Below are 19790 nucleotides of genomic sequence, written 5' to 3'. Positions count from 1 at the left end.
CGTTCAGCTTATTCTTTTCCTTTTGCTGTATGGGTTTCTTTAACTGTGCCGTGTACTTCTTTTTCTGCGGCAGCTTCTTTAGCTGTCTCTTTTGAAGAAGGGGCCGATTTTACCAGGCTTACATAGTAATCTTTTACAGCTACCGGGTCAAAATCAAGAACGGTACCTCCCGATTCAAAATGCAAAATAAATACCTGACCCAATGCCCAGGTAGTAGCTGCGGCAAAACCCGGAACCACTACAACACTTGCAAGGCTGCCAATAAATGGAATAGCTTTTACGATGTTCATACCAACACCAAGGCCAAGCGAGGTTGATGCATAACCGCCAACAAGTGAGGCGATAACTGATTTGCCCCAGTTTGCAGTGAATTTTTGTTTGTAAATTTCACCTATTTTGTTCAGCATGCTTAACTGAATGGCCGAAATAGCTGCCATATCAACAATAGGAACGGGGATGATACCGGCGGCACCGGTCCACATCATGTAATTTCTAACAACAGCTTCGGCTGCTATCTGGTGAATGCTGTCACCATGTTTTTTTTCATCTATAACGAATGTGCTCATAAGATTGATGATTGATTTAGTTTAACCAAAAGTAAATCCTATAAAATGCACCAGCAAGAGAAAGTAAATGTATTTAACCGGATTATACCTATACGTATGATTTAGAAAATACAGGTTATTAAAAACGGAAAATATACCGGGTTAACTTATCTTTTCAACACTGCGTGGTTTTTCTTTAAGAAAGAACAGTACGATCAGGCTTATTATTGGAGAAACAAGAATGCTAAGAATAAAAACTCCCCAAAAGCCTATCCTGGTACGTATACCAAACAACCCGGCTATGGCCGCCAGCAATAAATATGGAATTAAGTAAGGAAAAATAAGCTCTATCATTAACATAGGTTTAGTTATAAAATTATATATTATTTAGTGTATTAAAAATACAACATATTTTATTTTTTCTGCAAGGTAATAGGAATAAAAAAGCCTGAAATAAGTAGCATTAATTACGGTTTTTTTGCCCGATCTTTTATATCTTACACCACTTTAAATAACCTAAACGAAAAATAATTATCACAAGTAAATGAACATTTCTCTTCTGATTGATTTCATTAAAAAAGAATCGAAGGATAACTCTTATAAAACAATTCTGATAATGACGCTCATCTCCGGATTGGCCAACGCGTTGTTATTATCGGTTATAAATTATTCAACCTCCAAAATTGTTCACGGCGATTTCAAATACAGGTTTATAATCATCTTCATCCTCATTTTTTTAATCTTTATCATAGCCAAAAACAGAGCCCTGAAGTTAACCGCCATTTTAGCCGAAACAATTGTATTCAGTATAAGGGAGCGTATTGTAAAATATTTGATGAACACCGAGCTGCAGCAATTTGAGGAGCTGGGTCGTGCCGAAATTTATACCCGCCTTACAAAAGATACCAATGAGATCAGCAACTCGGCATCCTCTATTGCAAATGGCTTTCAAGCAGGGGTATTGGTGTTTTTTGCCATTATTTATTTAGGCTTTATAAACTTAACAGCATTTGTAATAACCATTGTAATGCTGATTTTGGCTATATCCAATTACTTCATGGGCAGTAATAAGATACAGAGCGAAATAGGCGAAGCCGTGGCACTGGAAACCGTGTATTTTGAAAAGATAAATGAGGTAACCGGCGGGTTTAAGGAGATCAAGATCAATCAACAAAAAAAGCTTGATCTCTTTTTTGACAGGATCCAGTCTATAGCCGGGAAACTGAAGGACAAGAAGATCATTACTTCATCGCAAATGTCGTTTTATTTTGTGTTTGCACAGGCCTTTTTTTACATACTGCTGGGTACAATGGTTTTTGTTATACCGGTTTTAGATCAAACGGTTTTAACCGATGTGGCAAAGATAACCGCTACCATATTATTCATAATTATGCCCCTGGGCGATGCTGTGGGTACTTTTGAAGTGCTTAACAAGGCCACCGTTGCGGTAACCAACCTCACCAAGCTGGAGCAGCGCCTTAAGGAAGATACATTTGGTGCGCTGGAAGACCCTAAATTGGAAGGCATATTTTCCGGCTTTGAAAAAATTAAGTTTAACGATCTGCATTTTGCTTACCGGGATAAGGTTGGGCGGGATCAGTTTGGTATCGGGCCAATAAATTTTGAGGTGAACAAAGGAGAGATCATCTTTATAATAGGAGGGAACGGAAGCGGTAAATCAACCCTCATCAAACTACTAACGGGCCTTTACACGCCCGATGTAGGAGAGATATTTGTTGATGACCTGCAGGTGATTCCCGACAATATACAGGAATACCGGGATCTTTTCGGAGTAATATTCGCTGATTTTTTCCTTTTCTCCGAAATGTATGGTATCCAAAACCTGGAAACAGCTAAGGTGCTTAAATTGCTAAAACAGATGCATCTGTCAGAAAAAACAGGTTTCAAGGACGGCGCGTTTACTAATACCAGTTTATCAACAGGGCAGCGAAAGAGGCTGGCTATGATCTCAGTGATATTGGAAAACAAGAGTGTTTTGATCTTTGATGAGTGGGCGGCAGACCAAGACCCGGAATTCAGAAAATATTTTTACAATGAATTACTTTATGACTTTAAGAAACTTGGGAAAACAATAATTGCCATCACTCACGATGATCATTATTTCAATAATGCCGATAGGATTTATAAAATGGACTATGGCACCTTTAGCCAGTATAGTACTGATCATCATTAATGCTGAACCATGAGTCAAAGAAGAATAAATATATTGCTCATACTGCTCGTTTCACTTTTACTTTTAGTGGTATTTATTGAGCGCTTTATGGTAATAAACGGGCCTGCAACAGCTTCCATATTGTTCAGGCCATTTGGTGGCGGGGTAGATAAACACGCAGTTTATGGCGAAGGTATCCATTTTGTTTCGCCCTGGAATTCAATTTACAAGTTTAATACCCGCGAGCAAATGGTGCAGGAAACCATGCACATCATGGTGCAAAATGGCGTTACAGTGTCACTTTTAGTTAATTACCGGTATACACCTTTGGTTGATAGCCTCCCCGCTATTTTTGAACATTATGGCATGGCTTACGATAAGGTTTATATAAATCCCGAAATTGTATCAACCACAAGCGAGCTGCTATCGCAGTTTACTCCCGAACAGATCTATACTTTAAAAATTGATTCTATAAGGACTGTTGCCTTATTAAATGCCCGCGAGCGTTTAATACACGGTAATATTTTATTGGGCAACCTGGTAATATCAAATATTAAATTACCCAAAAAAGTGGTTACTGCTATTGAAAGTAAATTACAGCAACAGCAGCTGGCCATTGAGTATAACTACAAGATAGCCATTGCCGAAAAGGAACGTCAGATTAAAATAATTGATGGCCAGGCAACACAAGCCGTACAAGGACTTGTAAACCGTGGCCTAACTCCAGGCTATCTGCAATACAAACAAATTGAGGCTTTGTTAAAGCTGTCTACTTCGCCAAATGCCAAAACCATCGTTTTACCAAAGGATGCTAACACGCCGCTTATTTTAGGGAATGGTCAGTAAGTAAGGGGAGCCTGCTGTCACAGCCAATATCTATGTATGATAAAGCTTTGTTTTTTCGATGTCAGAAACATGACTGATGCAGATGCGTTAAGGCTTCTTGATTTATTGCCCGGCTTTATGCAGCAGGAAATCATGAGGTTTAAACTTTTGAATGATCAAAGGTTAATGCTCATGGGCCGTTTAATAGTTCACAAATTCTTTTTGGAATCCGGTTTTCACTGGGGTTTATTTAACAGAGCTGAAAATGGCAAGCCATACGTTAGCGGCATGCAATGTTTTAACATTTCCCATTCGGGCGGCATAGTAATTGTAGCTTTCTCTGAATTTGATATTGGAATAGATATTGAATTAAAAAAAAGAGAGATGGATTTTAATTCGGTTATGGATTACATGCATCCCTCAGAGCAGGCTAAGTTCCTTTGCAGCAATGATAGAACAGATACCTTTTTTAAGATCTGGACAAGGAAAGAGGCTTTCTTAAAAGCAAAAGGAATTGGTATTGTTGATGGTTTGAATGAATATAATTGCCTGCAAAGTATAGTAAATGATGGCGCTTTTGATTGGGAAATTACAGAATTGGATATATTAGATGATTATTCGATAGCGCTTTGTCAAAAAGCACCTATTGGGCTCATTGATATTTGTGAGGCAGGTATCCATGAGTTTTAATTATTTAAGCTACATCAATTTGTATTATATGAAGTTTTTAACCTGGTTGGTAGTATTCAATTTATTTGTTTTCGCAGCATTTGCTCAGGGTAAAAACTATAATATAGTTAGTTATGGTGCCAAAGCTGATGGTAAAACCGTTGATACCAAAGCAATTCAGAAAGCGATAGATGATGCCGCTAAAAAGGGTGGTAAGGTGATCATTCCGGCAGGGAAATTTGTAACCGGAGTTATCTATTTAAAATCAAATGTTGAACTTCATTTTGAAAAGAATGCCTTTTTATTGGCAACCACTAAGCGCATTGATTATGGGCTTGGGAAAGCATCGGCCCTGATAGTAGCTAACAAAGCAAATCACATTAGCTTAACAGGCTACGGAACTATTGATGGGCAGGCAGATCTTTTATTGAAAGATCTGTACGCGGTGATCAAAAACGGAACCATAAAAGATAAGGAATGGCAAACTTATAACGACTGGCACCAGATGAGGCCTGAAGAGGATAACCGCCCTGTGCTTATCCATTTCACCGATTGTAGTGATATTGCCATTAAAAATATCACCGTAACAAACGGCCTCGACTGGATACAGAATTATACAAATTGCAACCGCATGGTTATTGACAGCATAAAGGTGATCAGCAATACATTTTTGAATAACGATGGTATCGACCTTGTTGACTGTAAAAATGTGCGGCTTACCAATAGCTTTTTTAATGTGGCAGATGACGGCATCTGCCTCAAATCGTCGGATCCAAAAGGGGCCTGTGAAAAAATTTTTATCGCCAATTGTAAAATACGTTCAAGTGCCAGCGCCTTTAAGTTAGGAACCGCTTCGTTTGGGGGATTTAAAGATATTAAGGTGCGCGATATCCAGGTTTATGATACCTATCGTTCGGCAATAGCTATTGAAAGTGTTGACGGAGCTGTAATTGAAAATATCGACATCCGTAATGTTACCGCTAAAAACACCGGTAATGCACTGTTTATCCGTCTGGGTAAGAGACAAAAAAATATTCCGGCAGGCAAACTTACCGGAATATATATTGCCAATGTGAATGTACAGATTCCGGTAACCAAGCCCGATGCTGGTTATTCGATGGAAGGTCCGCCAAGTCTTTTCGCTCATAATATTTTCCCTGCATCAATTGCCGGCATACCTGGCCATCCGGTACAAGGAGTGAAGTTGAACAATATCAATATCACTTATGGTGGTGGTGCTTCAAAAAAAGTGGCTTATTTCCCTTTGGATTCACTATCCGCTATTCCTGAGAAAATTGCTGATTATCCTGAGTTTTCCATGTTTGGCGAATTGCCTGCCTGGGGTTTTTACGTGCGACACGCCGGGGATATTAGTATGCAAAATATCCAAATCAGGTATAAAGCAGCTGATTTTAGATCAGCCTGCGTTTTTGATGATGTCGCAGGATTGCAGTTAAACAACTTTAAGGTTGATAAAACGGAAACTTTACCGGTAATGTTATTCAACAAAGTCACTAAAAGATATTTACAAAAGATACAAATACCAGGCAAAAGCGAGTTCGCGATCAAAACTCAATGATTTATTGGGAGCAATAGATAATTAATATCTGCAAAAGAGCATAAACTGCTTCCTTTACCGGTTGGCATATTTGTCCAAGTGTTAGCCTTTATCGTCCATGTTGAAGATCAGCGGGTTCTTCTAATTTTGATTCAACAAAAAACAATCACATCATGAAAACTTCAGATCAAAACAGCAATCTTCCAACCGATGACGATAAATTACACATAGCCAATACATTCCTCACCGCGTTAAAAAATAATGATTGGGATACCATGCGAACAATATTGGCTCAGGATGCTGCATGGACATTGCCCGGCACAAGTGTTCTGTCGGGTGTTGCTGCCGGGGCCGATGCTATTATTCGCCGCGCACAAGGATTAAAAAGCTTTGGAGTTAAATTTGAATTAAAACACGTTTTATACGGTCTGCACGGTGTTGCGCTTTCGCTTCATAATACCTCAAGCAGGGGCAGCCTGATATTGGATGAACAAGTAATCATTGCATGTCAAATAAGCGACGGCAAAATCGTAGCTATGGCTACTTATCTTTCTGATGTTGCAGGTATCGAACAGTTCTTCGTTCCCGGTATTATTGATTAAGAGAGTAGCTGATCATTATGATCGGTGTAATAAAAAAAACGTTCGCAGCATAACTGCGAACGTTTATGTTTATCATATTTGGTAGGTTGAAATCTGTTTGGCGGATGGTTTTATAATACGGATACCAGTTCAGCTATCCTGTTTGAGATACCCACTTCGTTATCATACCAGGCCACTACCTTAACAAGGTTTCCAATTGATTTGGTCAGGTTGCCATCAACAATTGAACTATGTGTGTTGCCAAGTATATCTGCAGATACAAATTGTTCTTCAGTATACTCTAAAATGCCTTTCAGCGAATTATCCGCATAGCTTTTTAAAACAGCATTAAGATCTTTGGCCGAAACTTCCTTTTTAAGATTGATTGACAAATCAACAATTGACCCGTCAATCACCGGAACACGGTATGAAAACCCATCCAGTTTGCCCTTTAGCTCAGGCAATACATCACCGATAGCTTTAGCAGCTCCCGTTGTGGTTGGGATGATGGAATGCGGGGCAGACCGGGCCCTTCTTAAATCTTTATGCGGTGCGTCTTGCAGGTGCTGGTCAGCCGTGAAGGCATGTACAGTAGCCATAAATCCCGATTCAATACCAAACTCTTTGTCAAGTATAAACAATACCGGGGCAATGCTGCCCGTTGTGCAGGATGCTGTTGAATAAATTTGATCGCCTCCTATCATATGATTATTCACACCGTGAACAATTGTTTTAATGCCGCCTGTTGCAGGTGCTGTTATCAAAACCTTTTTAGCGCCGGCATCAATATGAGCCTGTGCTGCCTGCTTGTCTGTAAAACGCCCGGTCGATTCTATAACCACATCAATACCCAGTTTTTCCCAGGGCAAATTTTTAGGGTCTTTTTCACTCAGGAGTTGTATTTTCTTTCCATTAACCAGCATGGCACCATCTTCCTGGGCAACGGTGCCTGGAAAACGTCCATGAGCACTATCAAATTTTAAAAGATGTATCAATGTTTGCAGATCGGTGAGGTCATTGATGGCAACAACCTCTATGTCCTGCTTATTCTGTAAAGCACGCAGCGTCATCCGGCCAATACGGCCAAATCCATTAATTGCAATTTTCATATTTCTGTAGTTTTAAAAATCTTTTGTAATCTGATGGTGTAAGCATCAGGTGTCTTAAAAATAGGCGCCTCATTGATACCCATCCACCAAGGCCACATTGTACGGCAATTTGCTCAAGCGGAAGGTCGCCCTGTTCTATGTAACGGCTGGCAGCCTCTACACGAAGCTTCTCAATAAATTTTGCAGGAGAAATTCCTGTTTGCCTGGTAAATACCCGGGTAAAGTTCCGTGCGCTCATGTTTAGTTTTTCTGCTAAGCGGGTAACATTAAGCGGTTCATTTAAACGGTTTATTAACCATTCTTTCAACTGCATGGCCATGGGTGAGGCATCAACCAAAGCCCCAAACTGCACTTGGTAAGCCTGCCGGTTGAGGTAAAAGAAAATTAGTTTTCGCGCAACATCAGCTGCCACACCCCGTCCGCAATCTTCCTCAACCATAGCCAGGGCCAGGTCTATACCCGACGAAACACCACCCGATGTATATAATTGCCCATCCCGGGTATGGAAATAATTCTTATTCAGCAGCAGCCCCAGTTTTTCTACCATATGATTGCCAACTCCCACAGTGCCTATCCTGCGGATCTGGTTATGTGTACCTGCTAACCAGTTATAGAATTGCTCATAGTTCGATCCCTGATCATTGCCAACGATCATCAGCGTATCGATAGGGCCATCCAACTCGGTTGATCCGGTACCATTGATCTGTAAGCTGCCAAATAAGTTCATTGGCTTGCCATCGGGCGAAAGCAAAACCACCTCATACATATCTCGGAGCATACCGGCATGTCTGAAAACATCTGCGGGGCCGGCAAAATCCATTAAGAAGTTACCCGACATCACTACTATAGCGATCTTCTTCTTATCCATGTTCAAAATTATACATTACTAAATCTGCCTCAAAGGACATAAACTATACAATTTAAGCCATTACCTACAAAAGAGAAGTTTTAAGAGATGGCAACTATGTTATAAAGTAACATCGAAAAGTGCTTTGCCTGATGTGTTTGTCGCTTGTGATATTTTTATCGAAAAAAAAAAATCAAAAAATTGGATTGATCATAAAAAATTATATTTTTGCTAAACCGATTTATAGACTTTAACCCATTTTATAGCCTAATTTTACAAGACAATACCTCTTTTTGTTGAAGTTTTAGCTAAATCGTTTTAAGTTTTTAACCAATTATATTCATTATGAAAAAACAGATTTACACACAAAATTGTAGGGTTACGCATGCCCGGCGTTTCTTGTATTACAGTTTGCTGGGGCTTTCATTTACATTTACCGCCAATGCTTACGCGCTGGGTAAAACAACGAAGCCGGTTTTAACCGATTTGTACCCTGAAACAGTTATTGATCAGCAAATTACAGTTAAGGGTGTTGTACAGGACGAAAAAGGCCAGCCGCTACCGGGAGCCTCAGTAAAGATCAAAAACGCCGCAGGCGGCACCGTTACAGACGGAAATGGCAACTTCTCTCTGAACGTGCCCGATCAAAACACTTTACTGGTTGTAAGTTTCACCGGTTATGACAGCAAGGAGGTGGCTGCATCATCAACCTTAATGAAAATACAGCTACAACCCAGCAGCAAAGCGCTTAATGAAGTAATTGTTGTTGGTTATGGTACCTCAAAAAAGGCCAACCTTACCACATCCATCAGCTCTATAAAAGGCGATGCGGTTGCAGAGCGGCCTACAACATTGAATGTACTGCAAGGTATTGCCGGGAAAGCAGCCGGTGTTAACGTAATGACCAACTCCGGTAAGCCAGGAGGCAATCCTGCCATAAAAATCAGGGGTACAGGCTCTATTAATTCATCCAACTCGCCCTTATATGTAATAGATGGGGTAGTAGGAGCCGATCCCAATTCCATTGATCCTAACATCGTGGCCTCTGTTGATGTTTATAAAGATGCAGGTTCTACTGCCATTTATGGCTCAAGGGGAGCAAACGGCGTTATCGTGATCACAACTAAACTCGGTAAAAAAAATGCATCGGATATTGCCTTCAATAATACGGTTAGCTTCGGTTCTTTACAGCATGAAATCGATCTGCTTGATGCCAAGGGGGCTCTTGAGTTGCTGAGAAGGGAATATGATTACGTACCGGGAAGGTTAGCGCCTCATCTCGATCCGGCAAGTACGTTTGCCCGTAAAGATGAATTGTTTAATGCCGACGGTACCCCTAAATACAATACCGATTGGCAAAAGGAAGCCACCCAGTTAGCCGTTTCACATCAACATTCGCTTACATTTTCGGGTGGGAAAGACAACTTTACCGTTTTAGCAAACATCTCTTACAAAAACAACCAGGGCATTATGCTTAACAGTTATGCCAAACAATTGAACGGATATATCAACATAGGTTGGGATGTAAAGCCCTGGTTAAACATTAAAGCCAGTTTAAACGCGGGCGGGTATCAATCAAATAACGTAGATATCAATACACTTGGTTTAAATGCGGTTAGGGAAATGTATGAGTTTTTACCTTTTATGCCTGTTAAATACCCGGATGGAACTTACTCACGCAAAGGTGATTACCCCGGTGAAGAAGACTCTGAAAACCCGGTTAAATTGCTTACAGATGTTAAGGATATAACCGGCAGGATATCAACACTCGGTAATTTCGTAGGCACATTCCACTTAGCCGATCATTTGAATTTTGTTACCTCATTTAGCGGTCAGTTGGGTTCAAGCTATGAAAATTACTTTTCAGGAAATGATGTATTTGGTGTATCGCAGCAACAGGGCGGTGTAGCACAGCGTACCAATACTTTAAGTTCGGTATGGAGCAATGAGGATTATTTTTCTTATGAAAACACCTTCAAAAAACACCACATCAATGCCATTATAGGTGCAAGCTGGTATGATTATATCACTTCGTACACCAAAGCCGGATCAGAAAAATTCTTTGATAATACCTTTGGTTACTATAACCTCGGTGCCGGAACTGTTATAGAAACTCCTGCGTCTTCGCAAATTGAAAATCAGCTTAACTCTTTTTATTCAAGGGTAAATTACGATTATGATGGCAGGTATTTGTTTGGAGCATCGTTTAGGGCCGATGGTAGTTCAAAATTCAGGGGAGGGAACTTGTATGGTTATTTCCCGGCATTTAATGCCGGCTGGCGTGTTTCAAACGAGAGCTTTTTCAAAAGTTTACTTCCTGTGATCAGCGATCTGAAAGTGCGTGGAAGCTTTGGTTTTGTGGGTAACCAGGAGATCGGGAATTATCCAACCGTATCCTTGTTTAACAGCACGCAATCCATTTTTAATCAGCAAAAATCAGCGGCAGTACTTTTATCAACCTTCGGTAATCCTGATTTGAAATGGGAAAAATCACAACAGTTGGATTTAGGTTTTGATGTCAGCTTTTTTAACGGGCGTATAGATTTCAGCGGCGATTATTATAATAAGATCACCAAGGACCTGATCTATTTTGTACAACAGCCTGCAACAACAGGATATGCCGGGGCTTATAAAAATCTGGGTTCTATCCGTAACCGCGGTATTGAACTTACACTTAACACTAAAAACATTACCGGCGGCAATTTCCAATGGAACTCCAGCGTGAATTTTTCTGTGAACCGGTCAAAGGTATTGAACATCAATCATGATATAATTTATACCTGGGGTGGCCGCATTATGGAAGGTGAACCGCTGAATGAATTTTTTGGCTATGTAAGGCAAGGTGTTTGGACAACTGCCCAGGCAGCAGAAGCAGCCAAATTTGGCAGAAAGCCGGGCGATGTACGTTATGCTGATTTGAATAACAATGGTGTTAAAGATGCCGGCGACCGTACAGACCTTGGCAATGCCATGCCTAAATGGGAAGGCAACTTTACCAACACATTTACCTACAAAAACTTTTCACTTTTCCTTGATCTGGAAGCCATGTATGGTAATAAGCTGCTTAATCTGACCCGTTTTATCATGACCGGGCCAACCATAAATGTGAACAGCTACAAAGAGATCCTGGGCGCTTATACTCCGACAAATCAAAATTCAACCATGGGGCAGGTTAGGTTAACCACCGACTCTTTTTCAGACAATGAGGTGGCCGACAGCCATTATATTGAAGACGGATCATTCCTGCGCGTAAGGAATATAGCATTTAGCTACCGCTTTAACAAAGATCTGTTAAAGAGCATAAAAATGACCAATCTTACCGTAGGCGTTAATGTAGAGAATGCCTTTTTGTTTACCAAATACAAAGGGTATGATCCGGAAGCTACCTCGTTTGATGCTTCTTTAAATCAAGGTGTGGATGTGTACCAATATCCAAAGCCACGTACCATTTCACTGAGTATCAATGCTAATTTTTAATTCGTCTGCCATGAAAAAAATATATTTATCACTCCTTATTCTTTTTACACTGAGTTCGTCATGTAAAAAGTTTCTTGTAGAAAAAACCAACGGGATTTTAACGCCCGACAATTATTATAATAACGCCCAGCAAATAAGGGCAGCGGTTGATGGTGCTTATTTAGGCTTAAACAGTCCTTTTGCTACTGGCATAGGTGTGGCTACAAGCTCAGTTTTTAGTTTGGAGTATATAACCGGCTATTGCCAGCGCCCAAGGCCAAGTGGCAACGAGGATAATCAGTTTATCCAGTTAGCAGGGATTGATCAGGCTAATGGTGCATTAGCAACCTGGTGGACATCATCATACTATCCCATTGAAAATTGTAACAGTATCATTGCTAATGTGAGTAAAACCAGTGTGATAGCTGAGCCTATAAAAAATAACTTTTTAGCCGAAGCATATTTTTTGCGCGCCTATTATTATTTTCAACTGGTTAGGTTGTATGGCAGGGTGCCTCTGAAAACCACGCCTACCACAAGTTTAGATAATACCCAGCTTGAGCGTTCATCCATTGATGATATTTACAAACAAATTGTTACCGATCTTACTACTGCAGAACAAGCTGGTTTAAACTGGACGGATAAAACCGGACATGTATCAAAAGGAGCAATAAAATCCTTATTGGCAAAGGTTTATATAACAATGGCCGGTTTTCCGCTCAATAAAGGGCAGGAGTATTATCAAAAGGCTTATACAGAAGCCAGCGAAGTGATTCAAAGCGGTCAGTTCAATTTATTTGCTAATTACAGCGATTTGCGTAATCCATCAAACTATAACAGCGGTGAGCATATATTTATGATCCAGCATGATGAAAATACCATCCCTAATATCATGCATTTTACATTGATGCCTTATCCGGAGTTGCCTATCAGCATACAGCCTTCGTACAGCGGTGCAATGGCTCCTGCTGCCTCATTCTACAGCTCTTATCAGGCAGGTGATCAACGGGTGAAAGAAAAAAACTTCTACTATACCGAGCATGAGCAATATGGAGATGCTTCAAAGATCATTAGGCTGCCCATGCCTTACATTTACAAATACTGGAATGACCAGGCCGAGATAAGCGGCAGGGATGGCTCAAATTTCCCGTTGATAAGGTATGCTGATGTTTTATTGATATGTGCCGAAGCAAGTGCCAGTATTAATGGCAGCACTAATGATGCAACCGCAACAGCAGCATATAATAAAGTGCATCAGCGGGCCTTTCCAAGTGCCCCTGCTGTAACAACCGTGGCACTTGATGATGTATTAAAGGAGCGCTATTGGGAACTGGCTTATGAGTTTCAAACCTGGTATGATATGATGAGGACACGCAAGGCCTTTGACGTTGATAATAACAAGATTGTGGATATTATTGGCTACAAGGCTCCTTTACATAACAGGCCCTTTACCGAGGCTGATCTGCTATGGCCAATACCATTAACAGAAGTTCAAAAGGATCCTAATTTGAGCAAGTAAAGCTAAAATTTAATTTATTGGGAGATGGCAAAGGCTGTCTTCCAATAAATTTTAAATCTTAATACTGCTAAACCGATTTTATGCATAGCTTAGAGTTATTATAAATCTTTCATGAAATGCGTTTCGCTTTTTTTTACAATTACTAAAAAAAGATATGTTCAGGAAAATCACCAGATCCTTTAAACTTTCAATTATTGCAGGGGCAGCTGTATTTACATCCGTAGCCAGGGCACAGGATGCAGCCTCATATGTAAATCCCTTAATAGGAGCCAGCAGCAGTGCATCCGCTGCGGGTATTTATCATGGGTTGGGCAAAACCTTTCCTGGGGCCACAACACCCTATGGAATGGTTCAGGTAAGCCCCAATACCATTACCGGCGGCGATAATGGTTCCGGATACAGCTACGAGCATAAAAGTATTGAGGGGTTCGCGTTCACGCAAATGAGCGGTATAGGCTGGTTTGGAGATATGGGCAACTTTTTAGTAATGCCAGCTACCGGCACGCTCAAAACAAGCGCGGGTACCTTAGATCATCCTGAAGGTGGGTATCGTTCGGCTTATTTAAAATCAAGCGAAAAAGCATCTGCCGGATACTATAGTGTTTTACTGACCGACAACAACATTAAAGCCGAAATGACGGCTGCGCCGCATAGTGGTATGTTGCGTTTTACATTTCCAAAAGATAAGCAGTCAAGAATACAGATAGATCTGGCCCGGAGGGTGGGTGGTACCTCGACTCTGCAATATGTAAAATTGGTTGACGACCATACTATTGAAGGCTGGATGAAATGCACTCCCGATGGTGGCGGCTGGGGTAACGGAGATGGCCAAGCCGATTACACCGTTTATTTTTACGCGCAGTTTAGCAAACCGCTGAAAAACTTTGGAGTTTGGAGCGCCGATATTCCCGAAGGCCGGAGCCGCAAGCGTGAGGATATAGAAAGCGCCGAATATCAAAATATAGTAGCCCACTCGGCGGTTTTAAAAGGTGTTAAGCAAAAGCAAGGCAAACACCTTGGTTTTTACACTGATTTTGCCACGCAGCAAAACGAGCAGGTGATGTTAAAATCAGGGATTTCATACGTGAGCATGGTCGGCGCTAAAAAGAATTTGCTCGCCGAGATCAAGGATTGGAATTTCGACGCTGCCCACCAACGTGCCGTAAATCAGTGGAACAAGGCACTTGCCAAAGTGAGTATTCAGGGTGGCACACCGGAAGAACGTACCGTTTTTTACAGCGCCATGTACCATACCATGATAGATCCGCGGGTAATTAATGATGTTGACGGGCAATACCCTGGTGGGGATGGAAAGGCTCATCGCAATGCCGCGTTTAACAAGCGCACCATTTTTAGCGGTTGGGATGTATTTCGCAGCCAGATGCCTTTGCAAACTATCATAAACCCTTCGCTGGTGAATGATATGGTCAATTCGCTTGTAACCCTTGCTGGCGAAAAAAAGAAAAACTATCTGGAACGCTGGGAACTGCTTAATGCATACAGCGGATGTATGTTTGGTAACCCCGCGGTGTCTGTAATAACTGATGCTTACGCTAAGGGCATCCGTAATTTTAATGTACCTGAGGCATATGCGTTATCGGTAGGTTCTGTAGAAAAATTTGGCAATGGAGATAATGGCTTTACACCGGGTTCAAACAGTATTGCTTTAACATTAGAATATGCCTACACCGAATGGTGTGTTTCGCAAATGGCCGGCTGGCTAAACCATCCTGTCGATGCGGCCAAATATGCGGCACGCAGCCAGGATTATCATAACATTTTTGATAAAGATAAAGGCTGGTTCAGGCCCAAAGATAAGGATGGCAAGTGGGCCCCCTGGCCAGAAACAGGCAGGTTAACGCAGTGGTACGGTACATTTGAAACCAACCCTTACCAGCAGGGCTGGTTTGTACCGCATGATGTTAAGGGAATGGTTGAATTAATGGGCGGTAAAGAAAAAGTAGTGGCCGATCTTGATAACCTGTTTGCCAAAACACCTGAAAACATGATGTGGAACGATTATTATAACCAGGCCAATGAACCTGTACATCATGTGCCTTTTCTATACAATAGACTGGGAATGCCCTGGTTAACCCAAAAATGGACTCGTGAAATATGCCGCAGGGCTTATAAAAATGGGGTTGAAGGTTTGGTAGGTAATGAAGATGTGGGCCAGATGTCGGCATGGTATGTATTGGCATCAGCTGGTTTACACCCGGTTTGTCCCGGCGATACACGGCAAGAAATAACCAGCCCTGTTTTTGATAAGGTAACCTTTAAACTCGATCCTAAATACGCCGCGGGTAGGTCGTTCACCATTTTGGCTAAGAACAATTCGGCTCAAAACATATACATACAAAGTGCCCGGTTAAATGGTAAGGCTTACAATAAATGTTATATCGATTTTAAAGATATAGCTGCCGGAGGAACGTTAGAATTAACCATGGCATCAACACCTAATAAAAATTGGGGAATGAATTAATTATTTAAACTGATATAATGAAGCTAAACTATTTAGCTTCATTAACTGATTCTTTTTCAACTACCATGAAAACATATTTTTATACCGTTTTATTACTCTGCATTTTAAATGCACCCATAAGGGCCCAAACTATCCAGCCTTTTAAACAAGGAGATAGGGTGGTGTTTACCGGGAATAGTATTACTGATGGCGGGCATTACCATTCTTACATATGGCTGTACTACATTACTCACTTCCCTAACCGCAGGATAACCGTTTTCAATGCGGGCATAGGTGGTGATGTGTCGCGGCAAATATTGGAACGCTTTGATAGTGATGTGTTCGCCAAAAAGCCTACAGTGGTTACGCTAACCTTTGGCATGAATGATACTGGCTATCAAAACCTGAGAGGGGAAAAGGCCGATTCTACCTATGCCGCAAAAATTGCAACATCTTTAAAAAGTTTCAGGCTGATTGAAGATAAACTGAAACAACATCCTGAAATAAGGAAGGTGATGATAGCTTCCTCTCCTTATGATGAAACTTCTAAAATTAAAACCACGCCGTTAATTGGTAAAAATGCTGCGATGCTGCAAATAGCCAATGACCAACAAAATATAGCAGCTAAAAACCATTGGGATTTTGTTGATCTGAACCGGCCTATGACCGCCATTAATTTGCGTGAGCAGCAAACCGATTCTGCATTTACCATGCAGGGTGGCGACCGTATCCATCCAACTAATGATGGGCAAATGGTGATGGCCTACCTTTTTCTCAAAGCACAGGGGCTTGTGGGTAAAAAAGTGGCCAATGTGGTTGTTGATGCAAATACTAAAAAAGTTTCACTTGCTCAAAACTGCATCGTCACAGCGCCGCAAATTAATAATGAACATATCAAATTCAATTATCTTGCAGCTTCGTTGCCTTACCCGTTAGATACCATTCCAAGTGGTTTTGGCCGCCCTGGTAAATCGCAGGCACAGGCTTTAAAACTTGTACCTTTTATTGAGGAATTTGATCAGGAAATAGTTCAGATCAAAGGACTAAAACAATCAGCCCAATACACGTTAAAAATTGATGGCCAACTTATCGGTACCTGGAACGCGGACGATTATGCGAAAGGTATCAACATGGCTCTGCTTACCAACACGCCGCAATATCAGCAGGCGGTGGCTGTTATGCATATTAACGAGGAGCGCTGGAATATAGAGCGGCGTTTGCGCGAATATTACTGGATACACTATTCCATTTTAAAACCCAAAGGAATGTTGTTTAACGATGAGCCCGCTACTTTGGATTCGCTGCAGAAATATGCCCGGAAGGATTTTTTTGTAGCGGCAACCTTGCCTACCTATCAAAAAGCCCGGATAAAAGCTGTACGTGATGTTTGGCAAAAAGAAATAGACCTGCTTACCGACGAATTGTACCATATCAATAAACCGGTGAACCATATTATGGAAATAGCATTAGCCCGATAGCATATGAAATTCAAATTTACTTTGATCCTTTTTATAACATTGAGCTGTTGTGCTAAGAGTACATTGGGGCAAACGGCCTGGTATATTGATGGATATCACGGAGGCGTGTGGGGGCATTATCCCGACTGGAACACCCGTTTCATGGCCGATATGCTAAAAAAACACCCCGACTGGAAAATCAACATCGAACTTGAACCCGAAACCTGGGATAAGGCTCAGGTAGTTGACTCCGCGGCTTATTCCGATTTTAAAGCACTGTTCGCTGATCAAAGCCTGAGCGGGCGAATTGAATATGTTAACCCCGCTTATGCCCAAAGCTACAACTATAACATCTCGGGCGAAAGCATCATTCGCCAGTTTGCTTATGGTATAAAAAAGATCAGGGTGCATTTCCCCGGGGCTGTTTTTACCAGTTATTCGTCCGAAGAACCCTGTTTTACGAACGCCTTGCCGCAGATATTAACATCGTTCGGTTTTAAATACGCGTCACTTAAAAATCCAAATACCTGCTTTGGCGGGTACACACGTGCCCACGGCGGCGGGTTGGTTAACTGGGTTGGGCCAGACGGTACAGGTATCCTTACATCACCACGGTATGCGGTTGAAGAATTATCGTCAAAATCTACATGGCAAACCATAGCCTGGGATAATTCTGCGGAATATATCAAGGCAGCCTACGCAACAGGGATAAAACATCCTATCGGCATGACCTTACAGGATGCAGGCTGGAAAAACGGCCCATTTATTGGCGATGGCAGCAAAAATAGTGTACAAAGTATTTATACTACCTGGAGAAATTATTTTGCCAATGTAGCCAAAAACGATCCGCACCCCGATTGGAAAGTATCACAGGAAGATATATTAGTGAACCTGGTTTGGGGATCGCAGATCACGCAGCGGATAGCTCAACGTGTTCGTGCAGCCGAAAATAAGATTATTCAGAGTGAAAAGCTGGCTTCTATGGCAAAGATGTATGCCAGAAGTAATTACCCACAAGACGATTTTGATGCTGCCTGGCGAACGCTTTTATTGTCGCAGCATCATGATTGCTGGATAGTTCCGTACAATGGCAAACCGGGTGATACCTGGGCCGGCAAAGTGAAACGCTGGACGGAATTTACCAACAACAAAAGTGACAGCATTATACATGTGGCTGAAAAGCTGCTAAGTAAAAATAATGAAGATTATATCACTGTTTACAATACGACGGGCATTAACCGTACAGAAACGGTGTATGCAGGTTTGCCGGCAAAACTTAGTGCTAAAAGCGTTGGCGTTTTTGATAGTGAAGGGAAACCAGTCGCCTCGCAATTGATCGCGGCTCATGATTCAGTACCAACCAGGATTGTGTTTAAAGCGGTGGTGCCGTCAATGGGTTATTCATTTTATCAGCTCAGGGAAGTCAAAAGATCAGCAATGACGGGTGCCAGTATAAAGTTGCAGGCCAATGGTAGCTATCAATTGGAAACTGATTTGTACAAACTTATTATCGACCCGGCGCATGGTGGTGTTATTAAAAGCCTTATCGCTAAAAAGTTAGGTAATAAAGAATTTGTGGACAGGAATAATTCCAGAGGGTTCAACGAATTGCGCGGTAACTTTTATAATGACGGCGGTTTCAAATCGAGCAAGGATAATAGTGCCAAAGTGGAGGTTGTGGAGAACGGCTCTGTTAAATTAAAAATAGCGGTAAAAGGCACAATCAACGGGACTAATTACACCCAATTTATCATGCTTAACCAGGGTGAGCCACGAATCGATATCAACCTCACTATTGACTGGAAAGAAAATACAGGCATTGGGCAGGATACCAAACCCGGCACCTATAAATGGGAGTTACCGGCCAAAGCTTTTTATGACGACAGGAATAAGCTGCTGGCCATGTTCCCGCTTAATTTGAAACATCAAAAGGTTTACAAGAACGCCCCTTTTGATGTTACCGAAAGCAAGCTTGATAATACTTTTTATACCCGCTGGGATAGTATCAAAAATAATGTTATACATACCTGGGTTGATGTAACCGGAGATGATGAAAAATATGGTATGGCCCTGTTTACTGATCACACAACGAGTTATGCCCACGGTAAGGATTTTCCTTTAGCATTGAATGTGCAATATTCAGGCATGGGCCTATGGGGAAGAAATTATACCATTCAGGGGCCAACAGAAATTCATTATGCATTGATACCACATGCCGCCACATGGGATAAAGCCGGTACATGGGCAGAGGCCACCAAATGGAATGAACCATTAATCGTGAGTAGCGGAAAGCCGTTAACCAGTGAAAGTAAATCACTAATTGAAACTAATAACCATGATGTGGAGGTCACATCGGTACAGTTTGATAAAAATGATCTATTGGTTCGCTTGTTCAATGCAGGAGCGTCAAAAGAAATCACAACTACCGTTAACTGCAACGCCGATGGCGCCCAGCTGGTAGAACTTGACGGCAGAATAAGGCAGGTTTTACCCCTTACTCAGCTAAACAATAATAGGAATACCCTCAAATTCGGTATCTCCAGATTCGGATTACGAACAATAAGACTAATTAACGCCAGAAAATAAATAT

Annotated in this window: 14 protein-coding genes; 10 read left to right on the top strand and 4 right to left on the bottom strand. The window is 41.4% G+C overall.

The window, feature by feature from the left end; genetic code table 11:
* Window positions 1–8 precede the first annotated feature (8 nt).
* Window positions 9–566: a YcjF family protein gene (locus tag QWZ01_RS01120; RefSeq protein ID WP_290321367.1), complete on the bottom strand. Its 558-nt coding sequence runs from the start codon at window positions 564–566 to the stop codon at window positions 9–11.
* Between the two features lie 141 nt (window positions 567–707).
* Window positions 708–899, bottom strand: coding sequence for a hypothetical protein (locus QWZ01_RS01115; RefSeq protein WP_290321366.1), 192 nt, complete (start codon window positions 897–899; stop codon window positions 708–710).
* A 190-nt stretch (window positions 900–1089) separates the two neighbouring features.
* Here QWZ01_RS01115 and QWZ01_RS01110 point away from each other — a divergent pair, with 190 nt between their 5' ends.
* The 5 genes from QWZ01_RS01110 to QWZ01_RS01090 all read left to right on the top strand — a co-directional run bounded on the left by QWZ01_RS01110 (window position 1090) and on the right by QWZ01_RS01090 (window position 6372).
* On the top strand, window positions 1090–2739 hold the full coding sequence (locus QWZ01_RS01110; protein ID WP_290321365.1) for a cyclic peptide export ABC transporter: 1650 nt from the start codon (window positions 1090–1092) through the stop codon (window positions 2737–2739).
* 9 nt (window positions 2740–2748) lie between these two features.
* Window positions 2749–3564, top strand: a complete 816-nt coding sequence (locus tag QWZ01_RS01105; protein WP_290321364.1) for a prohibitin family protein — start codon at window positions 2749–2751, stop codon at window positions 3562–3564.
* Window positions 3565–3633: 69 nt separating this feature from the next.
* Entirely contained in the window at window positions 3634–4233 is a 600-nt protein-coding gene (locus QWZ01_RS01100; protein WP_290321363.1) for a 4'-phosphopantetheinyl transferase family protein, read from the top strand.
* Window positions 4234–4261: 28 nt separating this feature from the next.
* The gene (locus QWZ01_RS01095) at window positions 4262–5791 is read left to right on the top strand and encodes a glycoside hydrolase family 28 protein (RefSeq protein ID WP_290321362.1); all 1530 of its coding nucleotides are present in this window, start codon (window positions 4262–4264) and stop codon (window positions 5789–5791) included.
* A 152-nt stretch (window positions 5792–5943) separates the two neighbouring features.
* A complete protein-coding gene (locus QWZ01_RS01090; RefSeq protein ID WP_290321361.1) occupies window positions 5944–6372 on the top strand; it encodes a nuclear transport factor 2 family protein in 429 nt (142 codons plus the stop codon).
* Window positions 6373–6482: 110 nt separating this feature from the next.
* Here the strand turns inward: QWZ01_RS01090 and gap are convergent, their stop codons facing one another.
* Complete coding sequence (gap, locus tag QWZ01_RS01085) at window positions 6483–7460, bottom strand: type I glyceraldehyde-3-phosphate dehydrogenase (RefSeq protein ID WP_290321360.1); 978 nt, start codon at window positions 7458–7460, stop codon at window positions 6483–6485.
* A complete protein-coding gene (locus QWZ01_RS01080; RefSeq protein ID WP_290321359.1) occupies window positions 7444–8328 on the bottom strand; it encodes a GlxA family transcriptional regulator in 885 nt (294 codons plus the stop codon). The genes gap and QWZ01_RS01080 overlap by 17 nt, the downstream gene beginning before the upstream one ends.
* Window positions 8329–8652: 324 nt before the next feature.
* Between QWZ01_RS01080 and QWZ01_RS01075 the strand changes: the two genes are divergently transcribed.
* From QWZ01_RS01075 to QWZ01_RS01055, 5 genes are all read left to right on the top strand, one after another.
* Window positions 8653–11784 carry a SusC/RagA family TonB-linked outer membrane protein gene (locus QWZ01_RS01075; protein WP_290321358.1) on the top strand — a complete coding sequence of 1044 codons (3132 nt, stop codon included), beginning with the start codon at window positions 8653–8655 and terminating at the stop codon, window positions 11782–11784.
* Window positions 11785–11794: 10 nt separating this feature from the next.
* Window positions 11795–13282, top strand: a complete 1488-nt coding sequence (locus tag QWZ01_RS01070; RefSeq protein WP_290321357.1) for a RagB/SusD family nutrient uptake outer membrane protein — start codon at window positions 11795–11797, stop codon at window positions 13280–13282.
* 154 nt (window positions 13283–13436) lie between these two features.
* Window positions 13437–15764 carry a GH92 family glycosyl hydrolase gene (locus tag QWZ01_RS01065; RefSeq protein WP_290321356.1) on the top strand — a complete coding sequence of 776 codons (2328 nt, stop codon included), beginning with the start codon at window positions 13437–13439 and terminating at the stop codon, window positions 15762–15764.
* 17 nt (window positions 15765–15781) lie between these two features.
* Window positions 15782–17221, top strand: a complete 1440-nt coding sequence (locus QWZ01_RS01060) for an SGNH/GDSL hydrolase family protein (protein WP_290321355.1) — start codon at window positions 15782–15784, stop codon at window positions 17219–17221.
* Window positions 17222–17224: 3 nt separating this feature from the next.
* Window positions 17225–19786, top strand: coding sequence for a glycoside hydrolase family 38 C-terminal domain-containing protein (locus QWZ01_RS01055; protein ID WP_290321354.1), 2562 nt, complete (start codon window positions 17225–17227; stop codon window positions 19784–19786).
* Window positions 19787–19790 lie beyond the last annotated feature (4 nt).

Source organism: Mucilaginibacter aquaedulcis, from assembly GCF_030409325.1.
In the GTDB taxonomy this organism is placed as follows: Bacteria; Bacteroidota; Bacteroidia; order Sphingobacteriales; family Sphingobacteriaceae; genus Mucilaginibacter; species Mucilaginibacter aquaedulcis.
Note: the sequence above shows the minus strand (reverse complement) of the source record. Positions and strands in the feature narration are given on the sequence as shown.